The organism is Polaribacter sejongensis, assembly GCF_038024065.1.
Classification (GTDB): Bacteria; Bacteroidota; Bacteroidia; order Flavobacteriales; family Flavobacteriaceae; genus Polaribacter; species Polaribacter sejongensis.
Genome location: NZ_CP150667.1, coordinates 3,260,928 through 3,287,430 on the forward strand (window position 1 = coordinate 3,260,928; position 26,503 = coordinate 3,287,430).

The window sequence follows — 26,503 nt, forward strand, 5'->3', positions numbered from 1 at the left end:
GCTATTTTATTAATTAAATCCAGAAAACAGGACAACTCTTGAAACCAATTTTAATACATACACATTTTCATAAACGAAGAACCGGAGTTACTAGAAGTATAGAAAACGTGCTTCCTTTTTTTGAAAAGGAATATGAAACCTATATTTATGGTTATAATGTGGAAGGGAAAAAAATTACAACTTCAAAATTAAAGAAACTTCTTTTTTCTGATCGAGAAGTTGTTGTGCATTGTCATAGAAATAATGAAATAATGAGAATGTTATTTCTACGTTTTTTAGGTGCAAAGTTTACCTTGATTGCAACACGTCATGCAGAAACTACGCCGTCTGGTTTAACTTTAAAATTATTAAAAAAAGCAGATAAAGTGGTAACACTCATAGAAAGTATGAGTAAAAACTTAGGTATAAAAAATACCATTGTTGGTCATGGAGTAAATGTGGATTTGTTTTCTCCTAAAAAGGATGTTACTTTAGAAAACATTCAGCAAGAAAATATTATTTTATGTGCAGGGAGAGTTCGAAAAGCAAAAGGGCAAGTAGTTTTATTAGAAGCAGCTAAGGTTTTAAAAGACCATAAAAACTGGGCTTTGGTAATAGTTGGTAAAGTAGATAAACCCGTTTTTTTAGAGGAATTAAAAACGATTTCTAAAAAACATCATATTGCAGATCAAGTATATTTTGTAGATGAAACATCAGATATTGTTTCTTATTATCAAGCTTCAAAAATTGCTGTTGTACCTAGTTTTTCAGAAGGATTTTCTTTAGTAACTGCAGAAGCTATGTCTTGTGGATGTTCTGTAATTGCAACTAAAAATGTGGGAGTCCATTCTTCATTAATAGACAATCAAAAGAATGGTTATTTGGTTGAAGCAGGAAATATCTCTGAATTAGAAAAACTTTTATCTCAGTCATTAAATAGTGAAATTCCACTTCTAGGTAAAGAAGCAAGAGAAGAAATTCTAAAAAATTGGAGTGCAGAAAAAGAAGCAGAAAACTTAATAAAAGTATATCAATCCAATTAACCAAAACTACATTTAAAATGAAAAAACTAATTTTTACAATTGTCTTATCAGTTTTTGCATTATCCTTTGCGAATGCTCAAAAAATCGAAACAAAAAAAGTATTTGGAGGTTATATCTTTTCTCAAAATGACTCAAACTTAACTTTAAGTCAAATGCAAGAAGTAATGAAAGACAACAAACAAGCTTTTGAATTAATGAAATCTGCAAAATCAAATCAGACTTGGGGAATGATTTTAGGTGTTGCAGGTGGTGGTTTAGTTGGGTTTCCTGTAGGAACTGCAATTGGCGGAGGAGAACCAAAATGGGCTTTAGTAGGAGTAGGAGCAGCCTTCATTGTAGCGTCAATTCCTATTGTAAAAGCCGTTAATAGAAAAACAAAAGAAGCTGTAGATTTATATAATGTAGATGTTCCAAGTGTAAGTTCTAACCTTAATCCGTCTTTTAATTTTAGTGTAAAAGGGGCTTCTATGGGGATTTCTATGAGTTTTTAATAACTCCAATTTTTAAACAATTGTAACAAATGTAGTTGGTGGTCGTCTTCAATTTAAAACCGACTAACATGAAACATTTAGCAATAATTTTTTTCTCACTTTTTATAACTGCAATTTCTGCACAAGATGCAGCATTTCAAAATTTCTATAATTCAAATAAAGAAAAATCTACTTTTTCTATCAATTTATCAGCTTCTTTGGCTGGTTCATTTTTAGATAATGAAGAAGATGACGATTTAATGAACATCATTAGAAAATCGAGTGATTTTAAATTGATGATTTTCAATAATGAAGATAGCAATCTTTCCAAGGATTTTAGAAAATTCGGGAGAAAAAATAACCTAAAAACACTTGCTAGAGTAAAAGAAAACGGAAGTAAAGCTGAATTGTTTTTTATAGAAGAAGGCAAGTATATTAGAGAAATAATTATAAGAGCAAACAGCGACTCAGATAAAATGGTGCTTTTTGGTTTAAAAACTAAAATTACACACGATGAATTAGCGGCAATGATTTCTTCATCAGATTTAAAGGTTTCATCAAATTAAAAAACAAGAATAAAAAGAGAAGGTTTAACTAATCTTCTCTTTTAAAGCTTCAATTACTTTTTTACTATTTCCAATAAAAATTTCTTTATCAACAATAAAAACCGGACGCTTTAAAAACGTGTATTCATCCAAAAGAAACTGTCTATAATCAGACTCAGACAACATTTGGTTTTTTAAATCCATAGATTTATACAACTTTGCACGTTTATTAAAAAGTGCTTCATAACTACCGGAAAGGGCATACATTTCTTCTAATTGAGCTGCAGTAACGTTGTTTGCTTTAATTTCTTGTCGTTCAAAACCATCGGTATTTACCTCTTTTAAAATTCTTCGGCAAGTATCACAAGTTTGTAAAAAATAGACTTTCTTCATTTTTATAGATTATATTTACATCTCCAAAATTACACAAAAAAATGAACATACAATTCGATCTTTTAAGAACATCTCGCACACTAGTTTTAAAAGAATTAGAGGGCTTAACTTTAGAGCAAATCCATACAATTCCTGCAGGTTTTAAAAACAATATTGCTTGGAATGTGGCACATTTAGTGGTTACACAACAACTTTTAAACTACAAATTAGCAGATTTAAACTGTTTGTGTCCAGATGAGTTAATTGAAGATTATAAAAAAGGAACGGTACCAACAAAGACTTTTACAGAAGAGGAGTTCGAAGAAGTTAAAGAGTTGCTTTTAGGTTTACCAGACACTTTACAAGAGGATTATGAAGCTGGTATTTTTGAGAATTTTGCAGAATACCCAACAAGCACTGGTTTTGTACTAAATTCTATAGAAGCTGCTATTTCTTTTAACAATTTTCACGAAGGAATTCACTATGGAATTATAAGATCTATCAAGAAATTTTTATAGGTTTATTAGAAGCTATTTCCAGCTTTTCGTTATATCTTTTTATAGCTGTCATTGCGAATCACACTTTTTCTGTGAGATTCGCAATCTCATAGCTTAAAATAGATTTTCCTCATTATAGGTTATAAAAAGGATGCCACTTCAATCTGGGCTAAACTAGTTTGCTAACTTATAGCAATATAAAATTACCAATACATTTTTAAAGATGAAATTCAATACAAAAACTATTCACGGAGGTCAAAAACCAGAAGAAACTACTGGAGCAGTAATGCCTCCAGTTTTTTTAACATCTACTTTTGCAAAAACGAGTCCTACAGAACATAAAGGATTCGAATACTCAAGAGGAGGAAACCCAACAAGAGCTGCTTTAGAAAATAGTTTAGCATCTTTAGAAAATGGAACACACGGATTTGCATTTGCATCTGGTTTGGCAGCAATAGATGCTGTTTTGCGTTTATTAAATCCGGGTGATGAAATTATTGCAGGAGACGATTTGTATGGAGGAAGTTATAGAATGTTTACCAAATTATTTCAAAAATACGGGTTAGAGTTTTCTTTTGTAAACATGGACGATGTTACAAACATTACAGATGCCATTACAGAAAATACAAAACTAGTTTGGATAGAAACACCTACAAATCCGTTGATGAAAATTGCCGATATAAAAGCAATTTCATCAGCTGTAAAAGATGTTGATTCAACTATTTTAATAGGGGTAGATAATACCTTTGCAACACCTTACTTACAGCAACCTTTAGACTTAGGAACAGATATTGTAATGCATTCTGCTACAAAATATTTAGGTGGTCATAGTGATTTAATTATGGGAGCTTTGGTTGTAAAAGATAAAAAGTTGGCAGAAGACATTCATTTTATTCAATCTGCAGCAGGAGCAATTGCTGGTCCGATGGATTCTTTTTTAGCATTAAGAGGTATAAAAACCTTACATATAAGAATGCAACGTCATTGCGAAAACGGAATTGCAGTAGCTAAATTTCTAGAAAAGCATCCGAAAGTTAGTCAAGTTTATTATCCTGGTTTAGAAAAGCATCCAAATTATGAATTGGCAAAAAGTCAAATGAACGGTTTTGGCGGAATGGTATCTTTCCGATTAAAAGAGGAGACACAAGAAGCAGCGTATGCATTTTTAGAAAATACTAAAATATTTACGTTGGCAGAATCTTTAGGTGGCGTAGAGAGTTTATCTAATCATCCAATAACAATGTCTCATGGTTCTATGCCAGAAGAACAAAAACAAAGAGTGGGAATTACAAATTCTTTAATTCGTTTAAGTGTTGGTATAGAAGATATAGAAGATATACTTGCTGATTTAGAACAAGCATTAAAAGCATAAAAAAAAGAGCCAATTGGCTCTTTTTTTTGTCAATCTGAATTTATTTCAGATTGTTATAATTTTCGAATTTCAGTAAGTTGAGATACTGAAACAAGTTCAGTATGACAAGATGGAATCCTTTTTAGAAAGCCTTTTTATGTCAATCTGAATTTATTTCAGATTCTTATGAAGATTGAATTTTAGAAATTTGAGATGCTAAAACAAGTTTAGCATCTCAAGTTTTTATACTTATTCAGGATTCTTAACAGTAAACACATTTCCGTCTAAGTAGTAGTTTGCACGTAATTTTAATTCCTGAGGATAATAAATAATGCTTTCTGGTTGTTGTTTTAGCAAGTAATTACCAGTGTCCCATTTATTGTTTTTATTTTCATCAATAATGGCTCTAATAAAATAGGTTTTTGGTTCTAATAGATTGTATCGTATTTGACCAGAACCTGAAATAAAACGTCTTTCTATAAGTTTGTCTTTGTTTTTTCCTTCTAAAAGTTCAATAATTAAATGATTAGAAGTTTCGTTTACAATATCCATGGTAATTCTTCCGTAATCTTCAATTTCTTTTGTAGTAAATTTATAATTTAAGGTATCATTTTTTTGTTCAAAGATATCAGAAATAGCGTCTGGCATCATCTTAAAAGCATATTTCTGTTGTGGTTCTTTATCAAAAACAAAGGCTATTTTATTTTCTATGTTAGAAATAATACTAACAAAAGGAACTGACAATGTATCTTTATCTATCAAGGTAATCTTGCTCGTATCAATTTTTACAAGCGGGTTATTTCCTTTTATAAAAAAAGTATCTCTAAGTTGTAATGTTCCACTTACAGAAGAGCTTAAAATTAATGAGTCTGTTTTTTTCTTACGAAGTTTTACCGTAACCGTATCTATAAACCTATCGTTTGTAACTATAAAATTTAAAGAATCTGCTTCAAAAGGTTTGTACCAGTAATTTAGTGTGTCTTTATCCATTTGAAGTTTAGAAACACTTTTAAAATCATCCGGAGTATCAGAAATAATTTGAACTTTTAAATCTTTTATTTCACCTTCATAACCAAATTCAATCTTACCTCTCGTAATTTCTTTTCCACGTTTAAATGAATAAGGTTGAGTTTCTTTAAACAATATTATTGGTTTTTTTATAATACTATCTCTAGGTAAAGTTATGGTATCTGTAAAAAAACCTATTTTATCTTCTTTAGGATTAAAAAGGTAATCATTAATAGATTCTTTTAATGCAATCATTAAATACTTACCTTCTTTTAAGTTAGTAAGATTAAAAAGTGAAGTATCTAAAGAGTTTGCTACATAATTCGGTTTGTTTTTAAAAACAATAGAATCTGTAAAAGAACTATCAATTTTATACAAAAGAACATTAATGTTTTTCTGAATTTCGTCTGAGGAAGCATCTTTAATTGCTCCAGAAGTAGAAAGTGAATCTATATATTTTCCGGTAGAAAAAACATATTTAAAGTTTTCTAACTTATTTCCTTCATTATTGTCTTCAATAGCGTTACCAAAGTTTATAATATAAGTAGTGTTTTTAGTTAAAGTATCTAGAATTTCTATATTTAAAAATTTACTGGCTGTACTTTGTGGTGTAACCAATAAAGGTGTTTTTAAAGGAGGAGAAACAATAAGTTGTGTGTTTAGATCCTTTAATTTTATGTATTCATTAAAGTTAAGTTCTATTTCTTTTGCATCAAAATTAATAGTTTCATACGCAGGTGTAGAAGTAACAAACAAAGGTGCATCTTCATCTTTCGGGCCACCTTCAGGGTTTCCTGTTCTTGCGCAGTTGGTTAAAATTAGAATTGAAATGCTAAAAAAAATAAATTTAAAAAAGTGTCTCACAAAAAGTAAATTTTATACAAATTAACAATATATTTTTGACTTAAAAATCATAAAGTTTATTCGGTGTATGCCATTGTTAAAATACTAATTTTTACACCTTCGGTTTTTTGCAGTTCTTTTGCACATGCTTCTAGGGTTGCGCCAGTTGTAATAACATCATCAATTAGTAAAATGTGTTTGTTTTTTAAGGCTGCTACATTAGATAACTGAAATTTGGTGTCGTTATTATTAAAACGCTCAAAACGAGCCTTAAAAGTTTGAGTTTTTGAAGTAGAGGTTCTTAATAAAATATCTTCTACAAAGGGTTTTTCTAGATGATTACTCAAGGCCTTACCAAATTTTGAAACTTGATTATAACCTCTTTCCCTTCGTTTTTTAGGATGTAACGGAACTGGAACAATAACGTCAATAGCAGAAAATTCATTATTTTCTATTAACATTTCTCCCAACCAATTTCCGAAAAAGACACCAACTTCTTCATTTCCTTTGTATTTTAATTCGTGAATTAATTTTTTGGTAATCCCTATTTTTCTGTAAAATAATAAAGAATATGCTTTTTCTATGGTAATTCTTCCATAGAATGTTTTAGTTATTTTATTTTCAGAATAGTTTGTAAAATTAGTTAAAGGTAAGTCGTGCCTGCAAAATGTACATATTGCATTTTCATTCTTAATGAGTTGATTATCGCAATTTGCACATAATTTAGGGTAAAAAAGATTGAATAAGTCTTTTAAAATTCGCATTTTTACAAAGCCTTTTTTTTAGAAAGATAAGATTATAATTTAAGAACAAGATTTGAACAACAGAATAAATTTTTTAAAAGAGTCAATTAAGAACTTAAAGACCTTAGGAACCGTTACACCGAGTTCTCGATTTTTGGCAGAAAGAATGTTAAAGAAAATAGATTTTTCTAAAGTAGAAGTTTTAGTAGAATTTGGTCCTGGAAACGGAGCGATAACCAAACTTATTTTAGAGAAGTTGCCCATTAATGCAACTCTAATTTGTTTTGAAATTAATGATTGTTTTTACAATGAACTATCCGAAATAAAAAATAAGCAACTAATTGTTGTAAAATCATCTGCAGAAAAAATTGAAGAAGAACTGAAAAAACTCAACTTAAATAAAACGTGTCACATTATTTCTAGTTTGCCTTTAACGATCATTCCGGAGGAAGTTACAGATGAAATTTTAGAAAAATCTTTTCATGCTTTAGCAGATAATGGAACCTTTATTCAGTTTCAGTATAGTTTAACATATTTTAAAAAACTTAAAAATGTGTTTAATGAATCTATATCTTTAGGTTTTGAGCCCTTAAATTTTCCTCCAGCTTTTGTTTATCATTGTAAAAAAGTAGGTTAATTTTTTATTGATATCTTTTTATAAAAGTTTCTTTAACTCTTTCTGATAATAATAAATAAGGAATAATAATTCCTGTAGAAATAAAACTTTTTATCAATTGATTTTCCTCTACACTTGTTAAACTATTAACACCTGTTAAAGCTGTTGCTATAAATGAGTCTGCTACTATAAATACAAAATAAACGATTAAAAAGATTGCATATACTTTTGGGAAACTACTTCTCTTTTTTATAAATAAAAGAATAATTAGTGGTAAAAAGACTAAAACTGCTGCGTTAAATATTGTTTCAATAATCAATAATAGCCCTATAGAGAAACTAAAGTCTGCACCACCAAAATAGACTAACCAATCTCCATTTAAATATACTTCTGTATTTAATAAATCCATAAAAACTCTTATTGGTGAGATACAAAGTCCAATACCAATTAAAATTAACCAACCACCAATAGGTTTATTTTCTTGATAATAAGATTCAATTTTTGGTGTTACATCGTAGTGATAAAGTTTAAAAGCTAACCAAGTAAAAAAGATTAAAAAACAAATAAATACAAAAATGCCTAAGTATTTTAATGCTGAACCAGTTGAGGTAGAACTACCTCCTATATTATAGGAAATGTTATAGTTTAACTCACTATCTAGTTTTTTTAAGTCATTATAAAATGCAGGGAATTCGGCTACACTTACAAAGTCTTTTTGTATTTTAAGTAAATGTTTTAAAGTTAATATGTTTTTAGACTTATTATATAATACATCAAAATCGTAAAAAATATTTGGAGAACTCAAGTTGAAATTATCTTCATCAACATTCCATTCTTCTGGTAACTCTACATTAATGGTATGGCTTCTTGTAATGGGATAGCTAAGTTCAAAAGGTGTTTCTCTTTCAATTTTAGAAGGCATTGATAGTACATTTGTTATTGTGTAAGGTGTAAAATCCACACCAATCTGGTTTTCCATGTATGATGGTTGCCAAATACTATCAATCTTATAAGTTTCATTTATTGTAAATGTGTTTGTTTTAAGATTGTCTGTATATTCGGGTTTACCTAAACTTTTTATATTCGCATGATAGTCTGAGTAAAATTTTTCAAACTCCTTTTGGATGTTGATAATACTATTGTTTTTAAAATAAAAACGAATATTATCTGCTTCTGCTTCACTGTAAACACTAGTTATTTTTAAGATTGCACCTTTGCCAACTTCCTCTAAAATATAATTATCTGTTATATCGATGGTATTTTCTGCAAACGGAAAAATTTCTTCAAAACCTTTATTTCCTTTTTTAAGAACTAATCCAAATCTATAATCAGGAAAAACAACTTTATTAAAAGTACCACCTTGATTTGTGATTGTTGGATCATACCAACGCTCACCTTCATTACCATCGATAACTTTAACTACACAATGATTAAAATGAGCAGGATTTGGCAATAAGTTGGTAACCGTTTTCTTTAGATAAGTACTCACTAAAACAGGATACGCTTCAATGTTCATTTGATTAAGCATGGTTACTAATAATAGACTTTTGTCTTTACAGTCACCAAATCGTTGGTTATAAACCTTGTTGGGAGACGAAGGCTTATAGGCGCTAATTCCGTTTTCTAACCCTAAATATCTTACTTCATCTTGCACAAACCTTAATGTCGCCTCTATTTTTTGACCTTTAGTATTGTTTTCTTTATCAATTTCCTTAATTTTTTTTAATAGACTAGTAGATAGGTTGTCTTTAACTTTAAAAAGCTGAACACCCCAATCAATTAAATTCTCCCAAGATTTGTAATTACCTATTTCTATAAAGTTAGCGTCTAGAAACCAAGAAGGTGTGTTGTCTTCAAAATGTGTAGCGCTTATGTTTTCTTCTAATAAAGAATACGTGTATTTGTTATTATTAAAAGTTTCTTTAAATTTTAATTGGTTTTTAAATGACTTTACTTCAAGTTTGTTTTTAGAGTTAATTTTGATGTTTATTTTACCTATCGGATGGGAGTTATCTAAATTATAATATTCTGCAAAATAATTTTTATGAATAGGGTTGTAGCCCTTTCGTGTAAAACTATAGGCTATAATATCTCCAACTCTTACATCACTTATATGGGTTACTGCAGACAAACTACCGTCATATATATAATTTTCTGCATCTAACTCTTGTCTTATAGTTTGAAACTCTGAACTGTTGAGTTTACTGATAGTTTGGCCGTTTCTGATAATATCAATTTCATGAAAACTAAGGTTTTGATAACTTGGGTCAAAAGAAATATTAATACTCGATGCTTCTTGTATACCTACATTTTCCGTAATTTTAGTGACAACTTTAAAGTAATTCTCTTCGCTATCTACCTGTGTTTGCTGATCGTATAAGAGAATTAAAGTTCCTTGTGTTACTTCATCTAAATCAATATTTGGCTCGCTTGCATACGTTTGTATTTCAACCCAATTAGGTGTTGATGTTTTTTTAATCTGAGCAAAATTTAAAGAGATAAAAAGGAAGGAGAAAACAACCGTAAAAAGGCTTTTTAACATGTTATAAAAGTTTTAACAAAAGTAATTTTTAATATATAAAAAATTGATATAAATAATTTATTTTTGCTGCATGGCAAAACAAGAAGATCAATTTAAGAAAGTATTATCGCACGCTAAAGAATATGGTTATGTTTTTCAGTCTTCTGAAATTTATGACGGATTAAGTGCGGTTTACGATTATGCTCAAAACGGAGTTGAGCTAAAGAAAAATATTAGAGATTATTGGTGGAAAGCAATGGTGCAAATGCACGATAACATTGTAGGTATAGATGCTTCTATATTAATGCATCCTACAACTTGGAAAGCTTCTGGACACGTAGATGCTTTTAACGATCCATTAATTGATAACAAAGATTCTAAAAAACGTTACAGAGCTGATGTTTTAATTGAAGAATATTGTGCTAAAATTGAAGGTAAAATAAATAAAGAAGTTGCTAAAGCAGAAAAACGTTTTGGTGATGCTTTTAATAAAGAAGAATTTTTAGCTACCAACGGAAGAGTTGTTGGGTATCAAGAAAAAATAAATACAATTTTAGCTAGAATGGGGTCTTCTCTAGAAAAAGAAGACTTAGCCGATGTAAAGTTGTTAATTGAAGAATTAGAAATTGCAGATCCTTTAACAGGTTCTAGAAATTGGACTGATGTAAAACAGTTTAATTTAATGTTTGGTACCAAATTAGGTGCTTCTGCAGAAACTGCAATGGATTTATATTTGCGTCCGGAAACTGCACAAGGAATTTTTGTAAATTTCTTAAACGTGCAAAAAACGGGTAGAATGAAAATTCCTTTCGGAATTGCACAAACTGGTAAGGCTTTTAGAAATGAAATTGTTGCAAGACAATTTATTTTTAGAATGCGTGAGTTTGAACAAATGGAAATGCAATTTTTTGTAAAACCAGGAACTCAAAAAGAATGGTACGATCAATGGAAAGAAACGCGTTTAAAATGGCATTTATCTTTAGGAATGGGAGCGGAGAACTATCGTTTTCATGACCACGATAAATTAGCTCACTATGCAGATGCTGCAGCAGATATTGAGTTTAACTTCCCATTCGGATTTAAAGAATTAGAAGGTATTCACTCTCGTACAGATTTCGATTTAAAAGCACACGAAGAATTTTCTGGTAAGAAATTACAGTATTTCGATCACGAAGAAAATAAAAGTTACACACCTTATGTTGTAGAAACTTCTATTGGTTTAGATAGAATGTTTTTAGCTGTTTTCTCTAACTCTTTACAAGAGGAAGCGTTAGAAAATGGAACTACAAGAACTGTTTTAAAATTACCTGCAGTTTTAGCGCCTTTTAAAGCAGCTATCTTTCCTTTAGTTAAAAAGGATGGTTTACCAGAAGTAGCGCGTGAAATAATGGACGATTTAAAATGGGATTTCAACGTTTTTTACGATGAAAAAGATGCCGTTGGTAAACGTTATAGAAGACAAGATGCAGCAGGAACACCATTTTGTATTACTGTAGATCATGACACTTTAGAAGATAAATGTGTTACTATAAGACATAGAGACACTATGGAGCAAAAACGTGTTGCAATAGCTGATTTAAAAGAAATTATTAAAGCAGAAGTAGCAGTTAAAACTTGGTTACAGAAAATGTAATTAAAGTTTAAGGATAAAAAAAGCTGAATCTCAATTGAGATTCAGCTTTTTTTTTTTGCTTTTAAAATAAGTGTTATGCTGCTATTTTGTCTGCACAACAAGCCATTTTACAGTCTTCTTTACAAAATGTTGTTCCATCTTCATTAACAGAGCAACAAGCTTTCTCTGTTTCTGTAGCAGTTGTTTTATTCTGGCAAGTTTCTTTACAATCTTCTGTACAAGTATGTGCTACTTTTTTAGGAGCAATAGAAGCTTTATAAAGTTCTCCGCCAGCAATACCGCTAACAAAAGCAACTAAATCTTCTTTAGAAGTTGTGTTTGCATCAAACGCAATGTTTGCAATGCTGTCTGTAAAAACAACTTTTGCATCTATAACACCTTCCTTTTTAGATAATTTAGATTGAATCGTTTTTGCACAACCAATTTCGCAAGTCATACCAGAAATAGCTAAAGAAACGTTCTCTTTCTGTACAGGTAATTTTTCTTTTTTAACTTCATTTTTACATCCTATTAAAAGGAAACAAGCAAGTGCGAAAGAAAATAATATTTTTTGAATTTTCATTATTATAAGTTATAAAATTATTTTACAAATTTATCAATAAATGCGTTGGTATTTAAATATTTATAGAGTTTTGTACTAATTTTACATAAAAAAAGGTTGAAAACCGAAATTTTCAACCTTTTATACTTTTTTAAAGTAGCTTATTTAAAATCTTCGTCAGTAACACCTTCGTTAATTTTAATTTCTGTTACCTCAAATTTTATGTCCATAGGACCCATTTTTTGTCCCATTGAAAATGGAAATTTAACACCCTTTACTTCTTTGTAATTAGAAAAAGTAGAAGGTACTCTTACTTCCTTTCCGTCTGGAGTTTTTACAACTTGAACTTCTTGTAATTTTAATCCAGATTTTACATCAAAAAATATTTCTTTATCATCATATTTAATAACGTAAGCTTTGCTATCTTCTAAAGGTTCAATTCTTAAAAGCTCTCCTTCTTTATATGCTAATTCTCCTATAATTGTATTTTTAGCTTTTGATTTTGTAATTTCTTCTGCTGTCATTTCCTTTTTGTTACCTCGTGCTTCTTGGTAACCAGTTTCACCATCAAAAACCATTTTTTGTAAAACTTGTCCCATCCCAGAAACAATAACAACACTTTTATTAGGTGCAGCAGTTTTTGTTACTAAAGAAATATCCATTCCTTGTACTTTTGCCGCAGAAGTAATTGAAACAGATTCAATTGCCATTAATTTATCTTCTCCTCCAATAGCATCAATGTAAGAATCAATAACAGAACTTGCAGTAACTCCTTCTGGAATTGCTATAGTCATTTCTGGCTTTTCAGTAGTATTTCCATTTTTATCAAAGTAGTTAATGGTATATCCTGTTTTTTCTAAATTATCTAAAACATCAATCGCTTTACCTGTAACAATTATACGAGCTTCATCACTTTTAAAGTATTTTAAAGCTGCATTTTGAACATCTTCTGCAGTAACTGCATTTATGTTAGTTAAATAGTTTTCGTAAAAATCTGTTGGTAAATTATAACGTGCAATATTTAAAGCAAAACTAGCAGCAGTTGCAGGTTTTTGTACATCCATAACAAAGTTACCAACATATTGTGCTTTTGCATTTTTTAATTCTTCTTCGGTAACTTTTTCAGCACGAATTTTATCGATTTCCTTTTTAATTTCTACTATAGAGCTGTCTGTGACTACGTTACGAACACTTGCAGAAGCTCTAAAAGTTGCAGCTACCTTACTTTGTCTAACACTAGAATAAGATCCGTAAGTATAACCTTTGTCTTCACGTAAATTCATAAATAAACGTGCGGTTCCACCACCACCAAGAATGTTGTTTGCTAATAAAGCTGCGTAATAATCTTTGTCACCTAATTTTAAATCGATATTGTTAGCAATTACCACTTCAGATTGTACTGCATTAGGCATATTGATAAAATTGATTTCTGTTTTAGAAACATTTTCTGGTTTTGTAAAAGCAACTTCTGGTACATCACTTTTTTTCCATTTTTTAAATAAACTTTTTACTAATTTCTTAGTTTCTTTAGGGTTGATGTCTCCAACAATTATTAAGTAAGCGTTATTAGGCTTGTAATATGTGTTGTAGTTGTTTTTAACATCTTCTAAAGTAATGTTGTTTACAGTTTCTTTAGCGATAAACTCTCCGTAGGGATGGTTTTTACCATACAATAAAGCGCTTTCTACTCTTCTGGCTGTGCTAGTAACATTTTTTTCATCAGATTTTAATCCGTCTAAAGTTATTTTAATTTCTTTATCGAATTCTTCTTGAGTAAATTGAGAGTTTTTAACTCCGTCTGCCATCAATTCTAATACTTCTGGAAAATATTTTGTTAATGATCTTGCAGAAGCTCCAGAACTATAAAAATTAACTCCGGCTCCTAAGAAATCTACTTTTTCGTTAAATTCATCTTTGGTAATGTTTTCTGTTCCTCTACCTAATAAACTTCCCATTATGGTAGAAACTCCAGCTTTATCTCCTTCTACTACAGGTCTATTATCTATAGTTAAATTAGCAGACGCTCTTGGTAATTTATGGTTTTCTACCATAATTACTTGTAGTCCGTTAGATAAAGTAAATTTTTCTGATTTTCCTAATTGAACCTTTGGTGCTGGTCCTGGTTTAGGTTGTTGGCTTCTATCTATTTGCGCAGTTGTAGCAAAAGACATTGCTATAAGTGCGATAAGTGATATTATCTGTTTTTTCATTGTATATGTATGTCTTTTGTTAATTATTTTTTAGGTAAATACTCTAAAGTTACTCTTTGATTTGGGTTTAGATATTTTTTAGCTACTTCTCTAATATCTTCACGAGTAATAGAACGATAAATCTCAATTTCTGTATTAATTAAATTTGTATCTCCGTATAATACATTGTATCGTGCTAAAGAGTTTGCAATTCCTTCTACACTTGAGTTAGAATTTACAAATTGATTTTCGAATTGATTTTGAAGTTTTTGGTATGTTTTTTCTGAAATTAATTCTGTTTGTAGTTTTACAATTTCTTCATCAATTTCTGTAACAATGTCAGCTAATTTAGTTTCACCTTGTGGTAAGCCAAAAATAATATACGTTCCGTAATCCTCTTGACTTAAGTTAATAGCACCAGCTTGTAATGCCATTTTTTTAGTATCTACTAACTTTTTATATAGTACAGAACTTTTTCCTGTGCTTAAATAAGAAGAAATCATATCTAATACTCTTGAATCTTTTGTTTTCATAGATGGCGTTCTGTACGCTGTCATAATCGCTGGGATTTGAATATTAGGGTCATACCCTTTTGCTGCAATTGGAGAAGTAATAGGTTCTTCCTGTATTACTGTTCTTTCTAAATCTGCTCCACGAGGAATTGGACCAAAATAAGCTTCAATCAATTTTTTTGCGTTTGCAACATCAATATCACCTGCAACCACTAAAGTAGCGTTATTTGGTACATAGAATTTTTTGTTAAATGCTAAAAAATCTTCTAAAGTAGCATCATCTAAGTGTTGCATTTCTCCAATTGTTGTTCCTTTATATGGATGTTTTTTAAAGATTTCTTTTTTTACATATTCTAAAAAACGAGAATAAGGTTGGTTATCTACTCTTAATCTTTTCTCTTCTTTTACAACTTCGTTTTGAGTGTCTACACCATCTTGACCAATAATAGGATGTAATAAACGTTCAGACTCCATCCATAAACCTAATTTTAGATTGTTAGAAGGAAATACTTCATAATAATAAGTTCTATCATCAGTTGTATTGGCATTATTTTTTCCACCATTTGCCGCAACTATTTTAAACCATTCTCCTTTATCAATATTTTCTGTTCCTTCAAATAACAAATGCTCAAAAAAGTGAGCCATACCAGTTCTGTCTGGTTGTTCGTCTTTTGCACCAACATGGTACATTACTGCCGTAGTAACTACGGGTGCAGATTTGTCTTGATGTAAAATAACGTGCATTCCGTTACTTAAGTCATACTCTTCAAATTCTACTTGTTGTGCATTTATAGAAAATGCGACTAAAAAAGCAGAAGTAAGAGATAAAATACTTTTCTTCATAAAATTTATTTAATAAGTTATTAATTGATATTCTGTTTGACGCTCGGAGGTTTTATTTGTTACACTTTTTGTCAAACAATTTGTGTACACTTCAAAAATAAAAAAAGATATACTTAAAAAGTGGAGGTTATTTCTTTTATTGTGCTGATTTTGATAAAATTATTTATAAAAACAATATTGGTTAGTTGTAAAAAAGATGTATATTTGCACCCGCATTTTCATTAGGATAATGCAAAATAATTAGTAATAAACGCAAAACAAATAGTATGTACGCAATCGTAGAGATGGCAGGGCAGCAGTTTAAAGTTGCAAAAGACCAAAAAGTATACGTTCACCGTTTACAAGGAGAAGTAGGATCAAAAGTTACTTTTGATAACGTTCTTTTACTTGATGAAGCAGGTAATGTAACTATTGGCGCCCCAGCTATAGAAGGAGCTTCAGTAACAGCTCAAATTTTAAGTCACTTAAAAGGTGATAAAGTAATCGTTTTCAAGAAGAAAAGAAGAAAAGGTTACATTAAGAAAAACGGACACAGACAATTTTTAAGCGAGATTCTTATCGAATCTATTGCTGCTTCTGGTAGCACAAAAGCTGCTCCTAAGGCAACTAAAGCTGCTCCAAAGAAATCTGCTAAAGCAGATGACTTAAAGAAAATTGAAGGTGCAGGACCTAAAGCTGCAGAAGCTTTAGTAGCTGCAGGATTAGATACTTTTGCAAAAGTAGCAAAAGCAGATCCAGCAAAATTGAGTGAAATCTTAACTGAAGCTAGTTCTAGATTATCTCATTTAGTAACAACTACTTGGCCTAAACAAGCTGGTTTAGCTGCAGAAGGTAAGTGGGATGAATTAAAAGAATTACAAGATAGATTAGACGGAGGTATTGAAAAATAATTCCTAAAAATTTAACTTTAACCTATAAAAACTCAATAACATGGCACATAAAAAAGGTGTAGGTAGTTCGAAGAATGGTAGAGAATCAGAATCGAAACGACTAGGAGTAAAAATATTTGGAGGACAAGCTGCAATTGCAGGGAACATTATTGTTCGTCAAAGAGGAACAACTCACAATCCGGGAGAAAACGTTTACATGGGTAAAGATCATACTTTACATGCAAAAGTTGACGGTGTTGTAGAATTCCGTAAGAAAAAGGATAACAGATCTTATGTATCTATTACTCCATTTGAAGCTTAGTCTATTTAAGTTTTAAAATTATTAGAAACGCTCAAACATGAAAATGTTTGAGCGTTTCTGTTTTTAGAAATTATTACTAGTAAATTAATTACTTTTTAGATTGCTAAAGTGAATCATTTCCTATTTTAAGAAAGGTAATTCAGGTGATAAATCAGTATATATCTAGCCTATTAAATAAATTTCACAATAAGAATAAAAGTAAGTTGTTGTAATAGAGAATGGGTGTAAGTACGTGTTTTTTAGATTATTATAACTGTATTTTGTGGTGTTTACAACTGCTAGTCATTTTATTGTTGTATATTTAACCATGAAATTTAATTTACTTGTAACATTTTTTTCGGGGGAATATGAATGTTATTAATAATAGTTAAATTTCATAAATAAAAATAAGCTACTCTTCGGGTAGCTTTTTTTTTATCTAGTTAATTATGTAGAAGCTTAGTTGTTACTATTTCGTATTTTTACGGCTATGAAATTTTTATACAACTTTGTCGTTTTTATTGCCGCTCTGTTACTGCCAATAATTGCTTTATTTAATAAAAAAATAAAACTTTTTGTATCTGGTAGAAATGAAACATTTTCTAAGATATCTGCCTTAAAGAACTCAGAAGTTATTTGGTTTCATGCAGCTTCTTTAGGCGAGTTTGAACAAGCAAGGCCAATTATCGAATCAATTAAAAAAGAATACCCAACATATAAAATTTTAGTCACTTTTTTTTCTCCTTCGGGATATGAAATTAGAAAAGATTATAATTTAGCAGATGTTATTTGTTATTTACCTTTAGACTCTAAAGCAAAAGCAAGAAAATTTGTAGAAACTGTAAATCCTAAATTTGCCGTTTTTGTAAAATATGAATTTTGGCCGAATCTTTTAAATGAATTAAAATCAAAAGAAATTCCTACAATTTTAGTTTCTGGTATTTTAAGAGAAAAACAATTGTTCTTTAAGAGTTATGGCGGTTTTATGAGAGACGCATTAAAAGCTTTTCATCATTTTTTTGTGCAAGACGAAAAATCTAAAGAATTACTAGAATCTATCAACTTTAAAAACGTTACCATTGCTGGTGATACTCGTTTTGATAGAGTTTCTAAAATATTAGAACAAGATAATGTATTAGGTTTTATCAATCAGTTTAAAGATGGTAAATACACAATTGTTGCAGGAAGTACTTGGCAAGAAGATGAAGCGTTGTTGGTAAATTACATCAATAATAATGCAACAGCAGATGAGAAGTTTATTATTGCACCACATAATATTAAACACGATGCAATTTTAGAATTACAGAATTCCATCAACAAAAAAACAGTTTTATTTTCCGATAAAGCGGATAAAAACCTCGCTGAATACCAAGTTTTTATTATTGATACGATTGGTATTTTAACTAAGATTTATGCTGCAGCAGATTTAGCCTATGTCGGTGGAGGTTTAAAAACAGGTTTACATAATATATTAGAACCTGCAACTTTTGGTATTCCTGTTGTGATTGGTAATAATTACGACAAATTTAAAGAAGCGGTAGATTTGGTGAAAATAGGTGGCTGTATTTCAATTTCAAATCAAGAAGAATTTACATCTAATTTTATCAGTCTAAAAAATGATGAAAACTTTAGAAAGTTAACAGGAGTCATTAATAAGAGGTATATTCAAGATAACCTTGGAGCAACAAAATTAATTATGAATTATTTAAAAGAGAAGATTTAATAATGGATTTTATATTACAACCTTGGGCTTGGTATGTTGGTGGGCCTTTAATAGCAATTTCATTACTCTTATATTTTTACTTTGGTAAAAATTTTGGGGCATCAACAAATTTTGAAACTTTATGCACCATTGCTGGTGCAGATAAAGTATCGGATTATTTTAAGAAAGATTGGAAAGACAGAGATTTTGCATTGATGTTTGTAGTCGGTTTAATTATTGGTGGCTTTATTTCTGCAAATTTTTTAACGCCAAATCAAGCAATAGATTTAAACCCAAAAACGGTGCAAGAATTAACAGATTTAGGTTTTTCTAATGTTGGAAATCAATATTTTCCTGATGAAATTTTTAGTGAAGATGTTGTCTTCTCTTTAAAAGGATTTTTAATCTTAATTATTTCTGGAGTTTTAATTGGTTTTGGAACTCGTTATGCTGGCGGTTGTACTTCTGGCCACGCAATTACAGGTTTAAGTAATTTAGAGTTGCCTTCTTTATTGGCGGTAATCGGGTTTTTTATTGGTGGTATTATTGCTACTTGGTTTATAATTCCTTTAATTTTTTAGATATGAAAAACATTAAATTTTTAATATTAGGAATCTTTTTCGCAATCGTTTTAAGCAAAACACAAGCAATTAGTTGGTATCGATTTTACGAAATGTTTAAGTTTCAATCTTTTCATATGTTTGGAATAATTGGAGGAGCAGTTGTAATTTCTATGATTTTTATGCAACTTTTTAAAAGTGGAAAAATAAAGGACATTCACGGGAATAAAATAATACCAAAACCGAAAGAAAAAGGATTTGTGAGAACTCTTTTAGGAGGAACCTTTTTTGGTTTAGGTTGGGGGATTTCTGGTGCTTGTGCAGCTCCAATTTTTGTTATACTTGGTTTCGAATTAATTCCTGCTTTAATTTTGTTGTTCGGATCGCTTTTAGGAACGTTATTGTATGGCGTTTTAAGTAAAAAACTACCCAATTAAATGAGCAAATTAGTAGATGGTTTTGGTAGGCAAATGGAATATGTGCGACTAGCAGTTACAGATCGTTGTAATTTGCGTTGCCAATATTGTATGCCTGCGCATGGTATAGATATTGTTCCGAGACAAGAATTACTTACTTTTAAAGAAATGTATCGTTTAATTCGTGTGTTAACCGAATTGGGGGTGAATAAAGTCCGTTTAACTGGTGGAGAACCTTTTGTGCGTAAAGATTTTGTTGGTTTTTTAGAAATGTTGTCTTATAACGATTTGTTAGACGCCATAAATATTACTACAAATGGTGCAATGATTTCTAAGCATATTTCTAAAATAGAGGAGTTAGAAAAAGTGAAAAATATCAATTTAAGTATTGATAGTTTAAATAGAGAAAAGTTTGCGAAAATTACTAGAAGAGATGTGTATCCAGAGGTTTATAAAACCTTTGAATTACTAGAGAAAAGTAGTTTAAATTTAAAACTAAATGTAGTTGTACAATCTGGTTTTAACACAAATGAAATTGTAGATTTTGTACGATTAACAAAAGATAAAAATGTTGCTGTCCGTTTTATAGAAGAAATGCCTTTTAATGGAAAAGGACAACGAGATATGAAAGAAAATTGGACTTTTAAGAAGATTTTAAACGAGGTGAAAACTGAGTTTGATGTTAATGAAATTCAATCAGAAAAATCATCAACTTCTAGAAATTATAAAGTAGACAATCATGTTGGAACTTTCGGAATAATTCCTGCTTTTACAAGAACTATTTGTAACGATTGTAATAGAATAAGAATAACATCTACCGGAACTTTTAAAAACTGTTTGTTTGATGATGGCGTTTTTAATTTAAGAGATTTTATTAGAAAAGGTGCTTCTAATGACGATTTAAAAGAACTATTTTTAGGTTTGGTAAAACAGAAACCAGAAAATGGTTTTATAGCAGAAGCAAATAGAAAAGATGGTGGTGCTTCAGAGAGTATGAGTACTATTGGAGGGTAAAAAGAGTGTAATCGTGTAAGTGTTTAATTGTTTAAAACAGAGCGTTACAATTACACGATTAAACAAATAAACAATTACACGTTTTTAAAATATGATTTCAGTAGAAGAAGCTTTGCAAACCGTTTTAAATTCATATCAAGATTTTGGAGTTGAAGAAATTCCGTTTATAAAATCTGTTGGTAGAATTTTAAAGGAAGAAATTTTTGCAGATAGAGATTTTCCTCCATTTAATAGAGTTTCTATGGATGGAATTGCAATTGATTATTCTGCATTTACTTCTCGACTGCGCTCGAAGAGACCGTTAAGTTTCAAAATAGAAGGAATTCAAGCTGCGGGAAGTGAACAAATTACACTTAAAAACACTGAAAATTGTATTGAAGTAATGACTGGAGCTGTTTTACCAAACAATGCAAATACTGTTATTCGATACGAAGATGTAACAATAGAAAACGGAGTTGCAACCATAAATATTGATGCAATTAACGATGGCCAAAATGTTCATTCGAAAGGAAAAGATGGACAAAAAGGAGATGTATTAATTGAAGAAAATAAAATAATTTCTGCAGCAGAAATTGGTGTTTTAGCTACCGTTGGGAAATCTACAGTAAAAGTTGCAAAACAATCAAAAGTAATGATTGTTTCTACGGGTGATGAATTGGTTGGGGTAGATGAAATTCCGCTAGAACATCAAATAAGAAGAAGCAATGTGTTTACATTAGTGTCTTTGTTAGAAAGATTAAATATTCCATCAGAAACCGCACATATTACAGATGATAAGCCAATTTTAAAATCAAAAATAGAAAACTACTTACAAGAATATGATGTTTTGCTTTTTAGTGGTGCTGTAAGTAAAGGTAAATATGACTTTTTGCCAGAAGTTTTTGATGAATTAGGAGTTGAAAAACTGTTTCATAAAGTAGCACAAAGACCTGGAAAACCATTCTGGTTTGGAAGAAAATCTTTTCTTAATGAAAATAATTTAAATTCAGATAATCAGACAAATGATAAATATAAAAAGAACACAATTGTATTCGGATTTCCTGGGAATCCAATTTCTACTTTTGTAAATTGTGTAGCCTATTTTTATCCTTGGTATTATAAATCTGTAGACATAAAGGCTGAAACTGAAACGGCAATTTTAAATGCTGATGTTTCTTTTAAACCTAATTTAACGTATTTTTTACAAGTAAAATTAAGTTCGAGGTTTGGGCATTTAATTGCGACTCCAATTATTGGAAATGGTTCTGGAGATTTAGCAAGTTTGGTAAAAACAGATGCTTTTATTCAGTTGCCAAATGATAAAACAGAGTTTAAAAAAGGAGAGGTTTTTCCGATAATAAGATATAGATAATGAGCGATTTTAGTCATTTAAACGAAAAGAACAATCCTAAAATGGTAAATGTTTCTGATAAGAAAATTACCAAAAGAACGGCAATTGCAAAGGCAACCATGTTTTTAGGAGAAGAAGTAATTGCTCATTTTACAAATGATGAGTTATTTACCAAAAAAGGACCTGTTTTTCAAACGGCAATTATTGCTGGAATTCAAGGTGTAAAAAAGACCTCAGAATTAATACCAATGTGCCATCCATTATTAATTAATGGTGTGGATATTGATATTAATATTATAGATTCAGAAAATATAGAAGTCTTTTGTGAAGTTACAATTACGGGTAAAACTGGTGTTGAAATGGAGGCTTTAACGGGAGCAAACATAACGTGTTTAACTATTTATGATATGTGTAAAAGCATCAGTCAGAAAATGGTTATTAAAGAAGTTAAATTGTTAGAGAAAACGGGAGGGAAATCTGATATTAAGAATTAAATGTCATTCCGAAATGAGACTTTTCGTCGATTGAGGAATCTAATTTTATAGAGCAACCAATTCTGAGAAGTTCTGTTATTTCTTCTTTATGGAGAATTACATGAAAATTATAAAATTTTGGAGTTCTAAATGATGAGATTTCTCAATCGCTTAAAAAGCTCATTTCTAAATGACACTTGCTTTAGAAACAATAGAATAATATTATGAAAAAACACAGCAAACATACCAATCTTGAAAGAAGAGATAACGATAATTTTGCTCCGAATGAAATTGCAATTTTGGGTACAAATTGTGGTGTTATTTCAGATTTGGTTCACAAGGTTTCTAAAAATTTATCAGATTATAAATTGGCTTATTTTGATGCTTCCCATGCTAAGGATGTCGTGAAGAATAACTTGTCAGAATATGTGTTTCATCACGAAGGAAATCTACAAATTACCACATCTGGAAATATCAATAAATTTCAACAACGATTAGATTTTGCCAAGTTTGATTATGTTTTTATCAACGGAAATCATTATCAAGGAGCAAAACAAATTCTAATTTTAGATGAGGCAAAAGAAGTCTCTGTTTTAAAAAGGTTAGATCAGTTAGATCGCATTCAATTTATAATTAAGTTGAAATCAGAAACTGAATATTTTAACTTTTTAGAAGAGAAATACCCACAGATAAAAAATATTACTTGTTATACTATTGATGAAATTGATGCGATTTCAAATCACATCAATAATTTAATTCAAGAAAAAATAGCTCCTGTAAAAGGTTTGGTTTTAGTTGGTGGTAAAAGTACCAGAATGGGTCAAGATAAATCTGAATTGGATTATTTTGGAAAACCACAGAAAGAAGTTGTAAAAGAATTGTTAGAAAATAATGCTTTAGAAACCTTTTATTCTGTTCAGAATTCATCAGAAAAAGGAGATGAAATTTCAGATAAATTCATCAATTTAGGTCCGTTTGGCGGAATTTGTTCTGCTTTTCAGAAAGATCCAAATTCAGCTTGGTTTGTGTTGGCAACAGATGTTCCTTTTGTAAATGAAGAAATTATTCAGTTAGTTTTAAAATACAGAAATCCTAGTAAGGCAGCAACGGCAATTAAGGGGAAAGGTAAAGATTTTCCGGAACCTTTAATTACTATTTACGAGCCGAAAGCATACGCTATTTTATTACAATATTTAGCACAAGGATATTCTTGTCCGCGTAAAATGTTAATTAATTCTGATGTAGAAATTGTTGAAATTGATGATGACTATATTAGAAATATAAATACTCCGGAAGAGTTTAATGAAGCTAAAAAAGAGCTAAATTAGTTGTAAATTAGAATGTTTAAATTTATGTAATCTCACTTTTATTATGAAAACAAAATCTTATTTTTTTATTCTTCTTTTCGGAATACTTTTTGCTAGTTGTACACCAGAACTTTCTACAAAAGAATTTATGGTAGATAATTGGGAAACCACTTACCTAAAAATAGAAATGTATACGGTTAATAATACAGATTCTTTGCAAGTTTACGAAGACAAATTTGATGATAATCCAGAATTAGTAGCACAATCTCAATATAATAATGATGGTACCTTTTCTGCTTGGTTTAAAAACACAAAAGGAGAGCAAATATCTAAAGCTATTGGAGAGTGGGATGTAGTGGAAGATTCTTTAAAAGTAGCTTTTAACTATGGAGGAAAAGATAAGAAAGTAAGCTACTTTATTGAAAGGACTACAGAAGGTTTTATAGGTACAAGCAAGTATGATTGGGATGAAGATGGAAAATTTGATGACCTGTTAACCATGAAGACAAAGAGAATTAAATTAGATTAGATTTGGTGAGTTTTAAAAAAATATCCTTAAGAATACGTATCTTTTTATCAATGATTTTATTGGTGTTATTGGCATCTGTATTAATCTTGGTGGTTACTATTTATCAGTATGATGAACAGACAAAAGACTACAATATTCAACGTTTTGAGCGGAAAGAGGCCACTACCAAAGAAATTATAGAATTAGAGCTTAAAAACAAAACCACCTACCCAGTAAATACTGAAAATTTAGCTAAAATATTTCAAGAACGTATTTTTGAAATATCATCTATTAATAAATTAAATATCTCGTTCTACGACTTAAAGGGGAATTTACTAAAATCTTCTACGGCAAATGCTTTTGAAAAAGTAGATATAAAACCGCTTCCGATAAATGTTTTAAAAGAATTATCGCAAAATTCTAATCATAAAATATTAAAAACAAGTGTAGAAAATGGAACGGGTTATCAATCTTCGTTCTCGTTTATACATGATCCAAAATTTAAAAGAATCGGTATTATTGAGTTGCAGTTTACGCAAGATAACTCGGAGATAGAGCATGAGCTGAGAGAGTTTATGTTGCGATTGGGTGTGGTGTATATATTAATGTTTCTAATTGCAATTGCAATTGCATATTTCTTATCAAGTTATATTACTAGGTCTATAAAAACCATTTCAGATAAAATGCAACAAACCCGTTTAAACAAACGGAATGAAAAGATTATTTTAGACAAGGCTAGTTCAGAAATAGAAATTTTGGTGGAAGCATACAATCATATGATTGATGAATTGGGAGAAAGTGCTGCTAAATTAGCTAAAAGTGAGCGAGAACAAGCTTGGAGAGAAATGGCAAAACAAGTAGCGCATGAAATTAAAAATCCATTGACTCCAATGCGCTTAACAGTGCAAAGTTTTGAGCGAAGATTTGATCCTACAGACGAAAAAGCAAAAGAGAAGTTAAAAGAATTTAGCCAGACTTTAATTCAGCAGATAGATGTTATGAGTTCTATAGCATCTGCTTTTTCTGATTTTGCTAAAATGCCAACTCAAAAGAAAGAACAATTAGATGTAATTAGCGTTGTAAAGTTTGCTTTAGATATTTTTTCAGAGCGATATATAAAATACTATCCGCAAGAAAAAGAACTGCACGCTAATTTAGATAAAACGCAATTAATTAGAGTGATTACAAACTTAGTTAAAAATGCAATTCAGGCCGTAAATGTTGAGGAAAACCCTTTAATTGAAGTAAAAGTTTTTTCTGAAGATCTAAATATAAAGATTACAGTTTCTGATAATGGAAAGGGAATTTCTGACGACCTAAAAGATTTAATTTTTGAACCTAAATTTACTACAAAATCTAGTGGAATGGGATTAGGTCTCGGTATGATAAGAAATATTATTGAAGCTTATAAAGGAACCATTTCTTTTACTTCTAAAGAAGGATTAGGAACTGTTTTTACAGTTATCTTAGCCAAAAGTTAATTTAATCATTGCCTTGAATGTGAAGAATAGGCAACTAAATTTATAAAAAATGAAATTCGAGAATATTTTAGTTGAGAAAAAAGATAGTTTGGCTCAAATAACAATCAACAGACCCAAAAAATTAAATGCTCTTAATAAGGCAACAATTATAGAATTGAATGAAGCTTTTGAAGGATTAGAAGATGATACTAATATTAGGGCAATTATTTTAACGGGTAGCGGAGAGAAAGCTTTTGTTGCAGGAGCAGATATCTCTGAATTTGCAGATTTTTCTGTAGATGAAGGAACCCGATTATCTAAATTAGGGCACGATACTTTATTCGATTATGTAGAAAATTTATCTACACCTGTTATTGCAGCCGTAAATGGTTTTGCTTTAGGTGGTGGATTAGAGTTGGCGATGTCTTGTCATTTTAGAATAGCATCTGATAATGCAAAAATGGGCTTGCCAGAAGTATCTTTAGGGGTTATACCTGGTTATGGAGGTACACAGCGTTTGCCACAATTAGTGGGGAAAGGAAAAGCAATGGAAATGATTATGACTGCAGGTATGATTTCTGCGGATGAGGCAAAAGAATATGGTTTGGTGAATCATGTTACTACCCAAGAGGAGTTATTGCCATTAGCCGAAAAGATTGCAAGTAAGATTATAAGAAATTCATCGTTAGCTATTAGCGCAGCCATTAGAGCTGTTAATGCAGGTTTTGAAGATGGTGTTAATGGTTTTGATGTTGAAGTAGATGAATTTGGAGAGTGTTTTGGAACAGATGATTTTATAGAAGGTACTGATGCATTTTTAAATAAAAGAAAACCAAATTTTTAGAGATAGTTATAAA

26 protein-coding genes are annotated in these 26,503 nt (G+C 30.2%); 19 read left to right on the forward strand and 7 right to left on the reverse strand.

Annotated features, from left to right (window positions below):
* The first annotated feature begins 38 nt into the window (after nt 1-38).
* The 3 genes from WHD08_RS13545 to WHD08_RS13555 all read left to right on the forward strand — a co-directional run bounded on the left by WHD08_RS13545 (nt 39) and on the right by WHD08_RS13555 (nt 2,058).
* Entirely contained in the window at nt 39-1,022 is a 984-nt protein-coding gene (locus tag WHD08_RS13545; RefSeq protein ID WP_165731779.1) for a glycosyltransferase family 4 protein, read from the forward strand.
* A gap of 17 nt (nt 1,023-1,039) precedes the next feature.
* Nucleotides 1,040-1,513, forward strand: coding sequence for a hypothetical protein (locus WHD08_RS13550; protein WP_165731780.1), 474 nt, complete (start codon nt 1,040-1,042; stop codon nt 1,511-1,513).
* 68 nt (nt 1,514-1,581) lie between these two features.
* The gene (locus WHD08_RS13555; protein ID WP_165731781.1) at nt 1,582-2,058 is read left to right on the forward strand and encodes a DUF4252 domain-containing protein; all 477 of its coding nucleotides are present in this window, start codon (nt 1,582-1,584) and stop codon (nt 2,056-2,058) included.
* A 24-nt stretch (nt 2,059-2,082) separates the two neighbouring features.
* Here WHD08_RS13555 and WHD08_RS13560 read toward each other — a convergent pair whose 3' ends face one another.
* Complete coding sequence (locus WHD08_RS13560) at nt 2,083-2,430, reverse strand: arsenate reductase family protein (RefSeq protein ID WP_165731782.1); 348 nt, start codon at nt 2,428-2,430, stop codon at nt 2,083-2,085.
* Nucleotides 2,431-2,471: 41 nt separating this feature from the next.
* Here WHD08_RS13560 and WHD08_RS13565 point away from each other — a divergent pair, with 41 nt between their 5' ends.
* Together WHD08_RS13565 and WHD08_RS13570 are read left to right on the forward strand one after the other, a co-directional pair.
* On the forward strand, nt 2,472-2,927 hold the full coding sequence (locus tag WHD08_RS13565) for a DinB family protein (protein WP_165731783.1): 456 nt from the start codon (nt 2,472-2,474) through the stop codon (nt 2,925-2,927).
* 181 nt (nt 2,928-3,108) lie between these two features.
* Complete coding sequence (locus WHD08_RS13570) at nt 3,109-4,278, forward strand: cystathionine gamma-synthase (RefSeq protein ID WP_302849291.1); 1,170 nt, start codon at nt 3,109-3,111, stop codon at nt 4,276-4,278.
* Between the two features lie 228 nt (nt 4,279-4,506).
* Here the strand turns inward: WHD08_RS13570 and WHD08_RS13575 are convergent, their stop codons facing one another.
* Nucleotides 4,507-6,129 (reverse strand): Ig-like domain-containing protein, encoded by a 1,623-nt coding sequence (locus tag WHD08_RS13575; RefSeq protein WP_165731785.1) that lies wholly within the window; start codon nt 6,127-6,129, stop codon nt 4,507-4,509.
* Nucleotides 6,130-6,185: 56 nt separating this feature from the next.
* On the reverse strand, nt 6,186-6,872 hold the full coding sequence (locus WHD08_RS13580) for a ComF family protein (protein ID WP_165731786.1): 687 nt from the start codon (nt 6,870-6,872) through the stop codon (nt 6,186-6,188).
* A 52-nt stretch (nt 6,873-6,924) separates the two neighbouring features.
* Here WHD08_RS13580 and WHD08_RS13585 point away from each other — a divergent pair, with 52 nt between their 5' ends.
* Nucleotides 6,925-7,488, forward strand: coding sequence for a class I SAM-dependent methyltransferase (locus WHD08_RS13585; RefSeq protein WP_165731787.1), 564 nt, complete (start codon nt 6,925-6,927; stop codon nt 7,486-7,488).
* Between the two features lie 4 nt (nt 7,489-7,492).
* On the opposite strand, the gene WHD08_RS13590 is transcribed toward WHD08_RS13585, so the two are convergent.
* Nucleotides 7,493-10,009 carry a DUF2569 family protein gene (locus tag WHD08_RS13590; protein WP_208890460.1) on the reverse strand — a complete coding sequence of 839 codons (2,517 nt, stop codon included), beginning with the start codon at nt 10,007-10,009 and terminating at the stop codon, nt 7,493-7,495.
* A 70-nt stretch (nt 10,010-10,079) separates the two neighbouring features.
* On the opposite strand from WHD08_RS13590, the gene WHD08_RS13595 reads away from it, so the two are divergent.
* A complete protein-coding gene (locus WHD08_RS13595; protein WP_208890459.1) occupies nt 10,080-11,621 on the forward strand; it encodes a glycine--tRNA ligase in 1,542 nt (513 codons plus the stop codon).
* 73 nt (nt 11,622-11,694) lie between these two features.
* Here WHD08_RS13595 and WHD08_RS13600 read toward each other — a convergent pair whose 3' ends face one another.
* From WHD08_RS13600 to WHD08_RS13610, 3 genes are all read right to left on the reverse strand, one after another.
* Nucleotides 11,695-12,183 carry a cation transporter gene (locus WHD08_RS13600; protein WP_208890458.1) on the reverse strand — a complete coding sequence of 163 codons (489 nt, stop codon included), beginning with the start codon at nt 12,181-12,183 and terminating at the stop codon, nt 11,695-11,697.
* Nucleotides 12,184-12,323: 140 nt separating this feature from the next.
* Nucleotides 12,324-14,372: a M16 family metallopeptidase gene (locus tag WHD08_RS13605; protein ID WP_208890457.1), complete on the reverse strand. Its 2,049-nt coding sequence runs from the start codon at nt 14,370-14,372 to the stop codon at nt 12,324-12,326.
* 23 nt (nt 14,373-14,395) lie between these two features.
* Nucleotides 14,396-15,706, reverse strand: a complete 1,311-nt coding sequence (locus tag WHD08_RS13610) for a M16 family metallopeptidase (protein ID WP_208890456.1) — start codon at nt 15,704-15,706, stop codon at nt 14,396-14,398.
* Between the two features lie 266 nt (nt 15,707-15,972).
* Between WHD08_RS13610 and rplU the strand changes: the two genes are divergently transcribed.
* The 12 genes from rplU (at nt 15,973) to WHD08_RS13670 (ending at nt 26,490) form a co-directional block, all read left to right on the forward strand.
* Nucleotides 15,973-16,596, forward strand: a complete 624-nt coding sequence (rplU, locus tag WHD08_RS13615) for a 50S ribosomal protein L21 (protein WP_208890455.1) — start codon at nt 15,973-15,975, stop codon at nt 16,594-16,596.
* Between the two features lie 40 nt (nt 16,597-16,636).
* On the forward strand, nt 16,637-16,897 hold the full coding sequence (rpmA, locus tag WHD08_RS13620) for a 50S ribosomal protein L27 (RefSeq protein WP_036782547.1): 261 nt from the start codon (nt 16,637-16,639) through the stop codon (nt 16,895-16,897).
* A 469-nt stretch (nt 16,898-17,366) separates the two neighbouring features.
* A complete protein-coding gene (locus tag WHD08_RS13625; RefSeq protein ID WP_208890454.1) occupies nt 17,367-18,599 on the forward strand; it encodes a 3-deoxy-D-manno-octulosonic acid transferase in 1,233 nt (410 codons plus the stop codon).
* A 2-nt stretch (nt 18,600-18,601) separates the two neighbouring features.
* Complete coding sequence (locus tag WHD08_RS13630) at nt 18,602-19,159, forward strand: YeeE/YedE family protein (protein ID WP_208890453.1); 558 nt, start codon at nt 18,602-18,604, stop codon at nt 19,157-19,159.
* 2 nt (nt 19,160-19,161) lie between these two features.
* The gene (locus tag WHD08_RS13635) at nt 19,162-19,575 is read left to right on the forward strand and encodes a DUF6691 family protein (RefSeq protein ID WP_165731796.1); all 414 of its coding nucleotides are present in this window, start codon (nt 19,162-19,164) and stop codon (nt 19,573-19,575) included.
* A complete protein-coding gene (gene moaA / locus WHD08_RS13640; RefSeq protein ID WP_208890452.1) occupies nt 19,576-20,568 on the forward strand; it encodes a GTP 3',8-cyclase MoaA in 993 nt (330 codons plus the stop codon). It begins immediately after the preceding gene.
* Between the two features lie 91 nt (nt 20,569-20,659).
* Complete coding sequence (locus WHD08_RS13645; RefSeq protein WP_208890451.1) at nt 20,660-21,919, forward strand: molybdopterin molybdotransferase MoeA; 1,260 nt, start codon at nt 20,660-20,662, stop codon at nt 21,917-21,919.
* Nucleotides 21,919-22,392: a cyclic pyranopterin monophosphate synthase MoaC gene (moaC, locus tag WHD08_RS13650; RefSeq protein ID WP_208890450.1), complete on the forward strand. Its 474-nt coding sequence runs from the start codon at nt 21,919-21,921 to the stop codon at nt 22,390-22,392. The genes WHD08_RS13645 and moaC overlap by 1 nt, the downstream gene beginning before the upstream one ends.
* A gap of 203 nt (nt 22,393-22,595) precedes the next feature.
* Entirely contained in the window at nt 22,596-23,699 is a 1,104-nt protein-coding gene (locus tag WHD08_RS13655) for an NTP transferase domain-containing protein (protein WP_208890449.1), read from the forward strand.
* A 43-nt stretch (nt 23,700-23,742) separates the two neighbouring features.
* On the forward strand, nt 23,743-24,207 hold the full coding sequence (locus WHD08_RS13660) for a hypothetical protein (protein ID WP_208890448.1): 465 nt from the start codon (nt 23,743-23,745) through the stop codon (nt 24,205-24,207).
* Between the two features lie 50 nt (nt 24,208-24,257).
* Nucleotides 24,258-25,667: a sensor histidine kinase gene (locus WHD08_RS13665; RefSeq protein ID WP_208891180.1), complete on the forward strand. Its 1,410-nt coding sequence runs from the start codon at nt 24,258-24,260 to the stop codon at nt 25,665-25,667.
* Between the two features lie 49 nt (nt 25,668-25,716).
* Nucleotides 25,717-26,490: an enoyl-CoA hydratase/isomerase family protein gene (locus WHD08_RS13670; protein ID WP_208890447.1), complete on the forward strand. Its 774-nt coding sequence runs from the start codon at nt 25,717-25,719 to the stop codon at nt 26,488-26,490.
* The last annotated feature ends 13 nt before the right edge of the window (nt 26,491-26,503 follow it).

Bases quoted from the DNA above. Each gene is read 5' to 3' on its own strand.
- WHD08_RS13665 (WP_208891180.1), top strand. From the start codon at position 24,258: ATGATTTTATTGGTGTTATTGGCATCTGTATTAATCTTGGTGGTTACT.
- WHD08_RS13660 (WP_208890448.1), top strand. From the start codon at position 23,743: ATGAAAACAAAATCTTATTTTTTTATTCTTCTTTTCGGAATACTTTTT.
- WHD08_RS13560 (WP_165731782.1), bottom strand. From the start codon at position 2,430: ATGAAGAAAGTCTATTTTTTACAAACTTGTGATACTTGCCGAAGAATT.
- WHD08_RS13595 (WP_208890459.1), top strand. From the start codon at position 10,080: ATGGCAAAACAAGAAGATCAATTTAAGAAAGTATTATCGCACGCTAAA.
- WHD08_RS13670 (WP_208890447.1), top strand. From the start codon at position 25,717: ATGAAATTCGAGAATATTTTAGTTGAGAAAAAAGATAGTTTGGCTCAA.
- WHD08_RS13550 (WP_165731780.1), top strand. From the start codon at position 1,040: ATGAAAAAACTAATTTTTACAATTGTCTTATCAGTTTTTGCATTATCC.
- WHD08_RS13655 (WP_208890449.1), top strand. From the start codon at position 22,596: ATGAAAAAACACAGCAAACATACCAATCTTGAAAGAAGAGATAACGAT.
- WHD08_RS13580 (WP_165731786.1), bottom strand. From the start codon at position 6,872: ATGCGAATTTTAAAAGACTTATTCAATCTTTTTTACCCTAAATTATGT.
- WHD08_RS13645 (WP_208890451.1), top strand. From the start codon at position 20,660: ATGATTTCAGTAGAAGAAGCTTTGCAAACCGTTTTAAATTCATATCAA.
- WHD08_RS13590 (WP_208890460.1), bottom strand. From the start codon at position 10,009: ATGTTAAAAAGCCTTTTTACGGTTGTTTTCTCCTTCCTTTTTATCTCT.
- WHD08_RS13565 (WP_165731783.1), top strand. From the start codon at position 2,472: ATGAACATACAATTCGATCTTTTAAGAACATCTCGCACACTAGTTTTA.
- rplU (WP_208890455.1), top strand. From the start codon at position 15,973: ATGTACGCAATCGTAGAGATGGCAGGGCAGCAGTTTAAAGTTGCAAAA.
- WHD08_RS13630 (WP_208890453.1), top strand. From the start codon at position 18,602: ATGGATTTTATATTACAACCTTGGGCTTGGTATGTTGGTGGGCCTTTA.
- WHD08_RS13605 (WP_208890457.1), bottom strand. From the start codon at position 14,372: ATGAAAAAACAGATAATATCACTTATCGCACTTATAGCAATGTCTTTT.
- moaC (WP_208890450.1), top strand. From the start codon at position 21,919: ATGAGCGATTTTAGTCATTTAAACGAAAAGAACAATCCTAAAATGGTA.
- WHD08_RS13600 (WP_208890458.1), bottom strand. From the start codon at position 12,183: ATGAAAATTCAAAAAATATTATTTTCTTTCGCACTTGCTTGTTTCCTT.
- WHD08_RS13555 (WP_165731781.1), top strand. From the start codon at position 1,582: ATGAAACATTTAGCAATAATTTTTTTCTCACTTTTTATAACTGCAATT.
- rpmA (WP_036782547.1), top strand. From the start codon at position 16,637: ATGGCACATAAAAAAGGTGTAGGTAGTTCGAAGAATGGTAGAGAATCA.
- WHD08_RS13610 (WP_208890456.1), bottom strand. From the start codon at position 15,706: ATGAAGAAAAGTATTTTATCTCTTACTTCTGCTTTTTTAGTCGCATTT.
- WHD08_RS13625 (WP_208890454.1), top strand. From the start codon at position 17,367: ATGAAATTTTTATACAACTTTGTCGTTTTTATTGCCGCTCTGTTACTG.
- WHD08_RS13635 (WP_165731796.1), top strand. From the start codon at position 19,162: ATGAAAAACATTAAATTTTTAATATTAGGAATCTTTTTCGCAATCGTT.
- moaA (WP_208890452.1), top strand. From the start codon at position 19,576: ATGAGCAAATTAGTAGATGGTTTTGGTAGGCAAATGGAATATGTGCGA.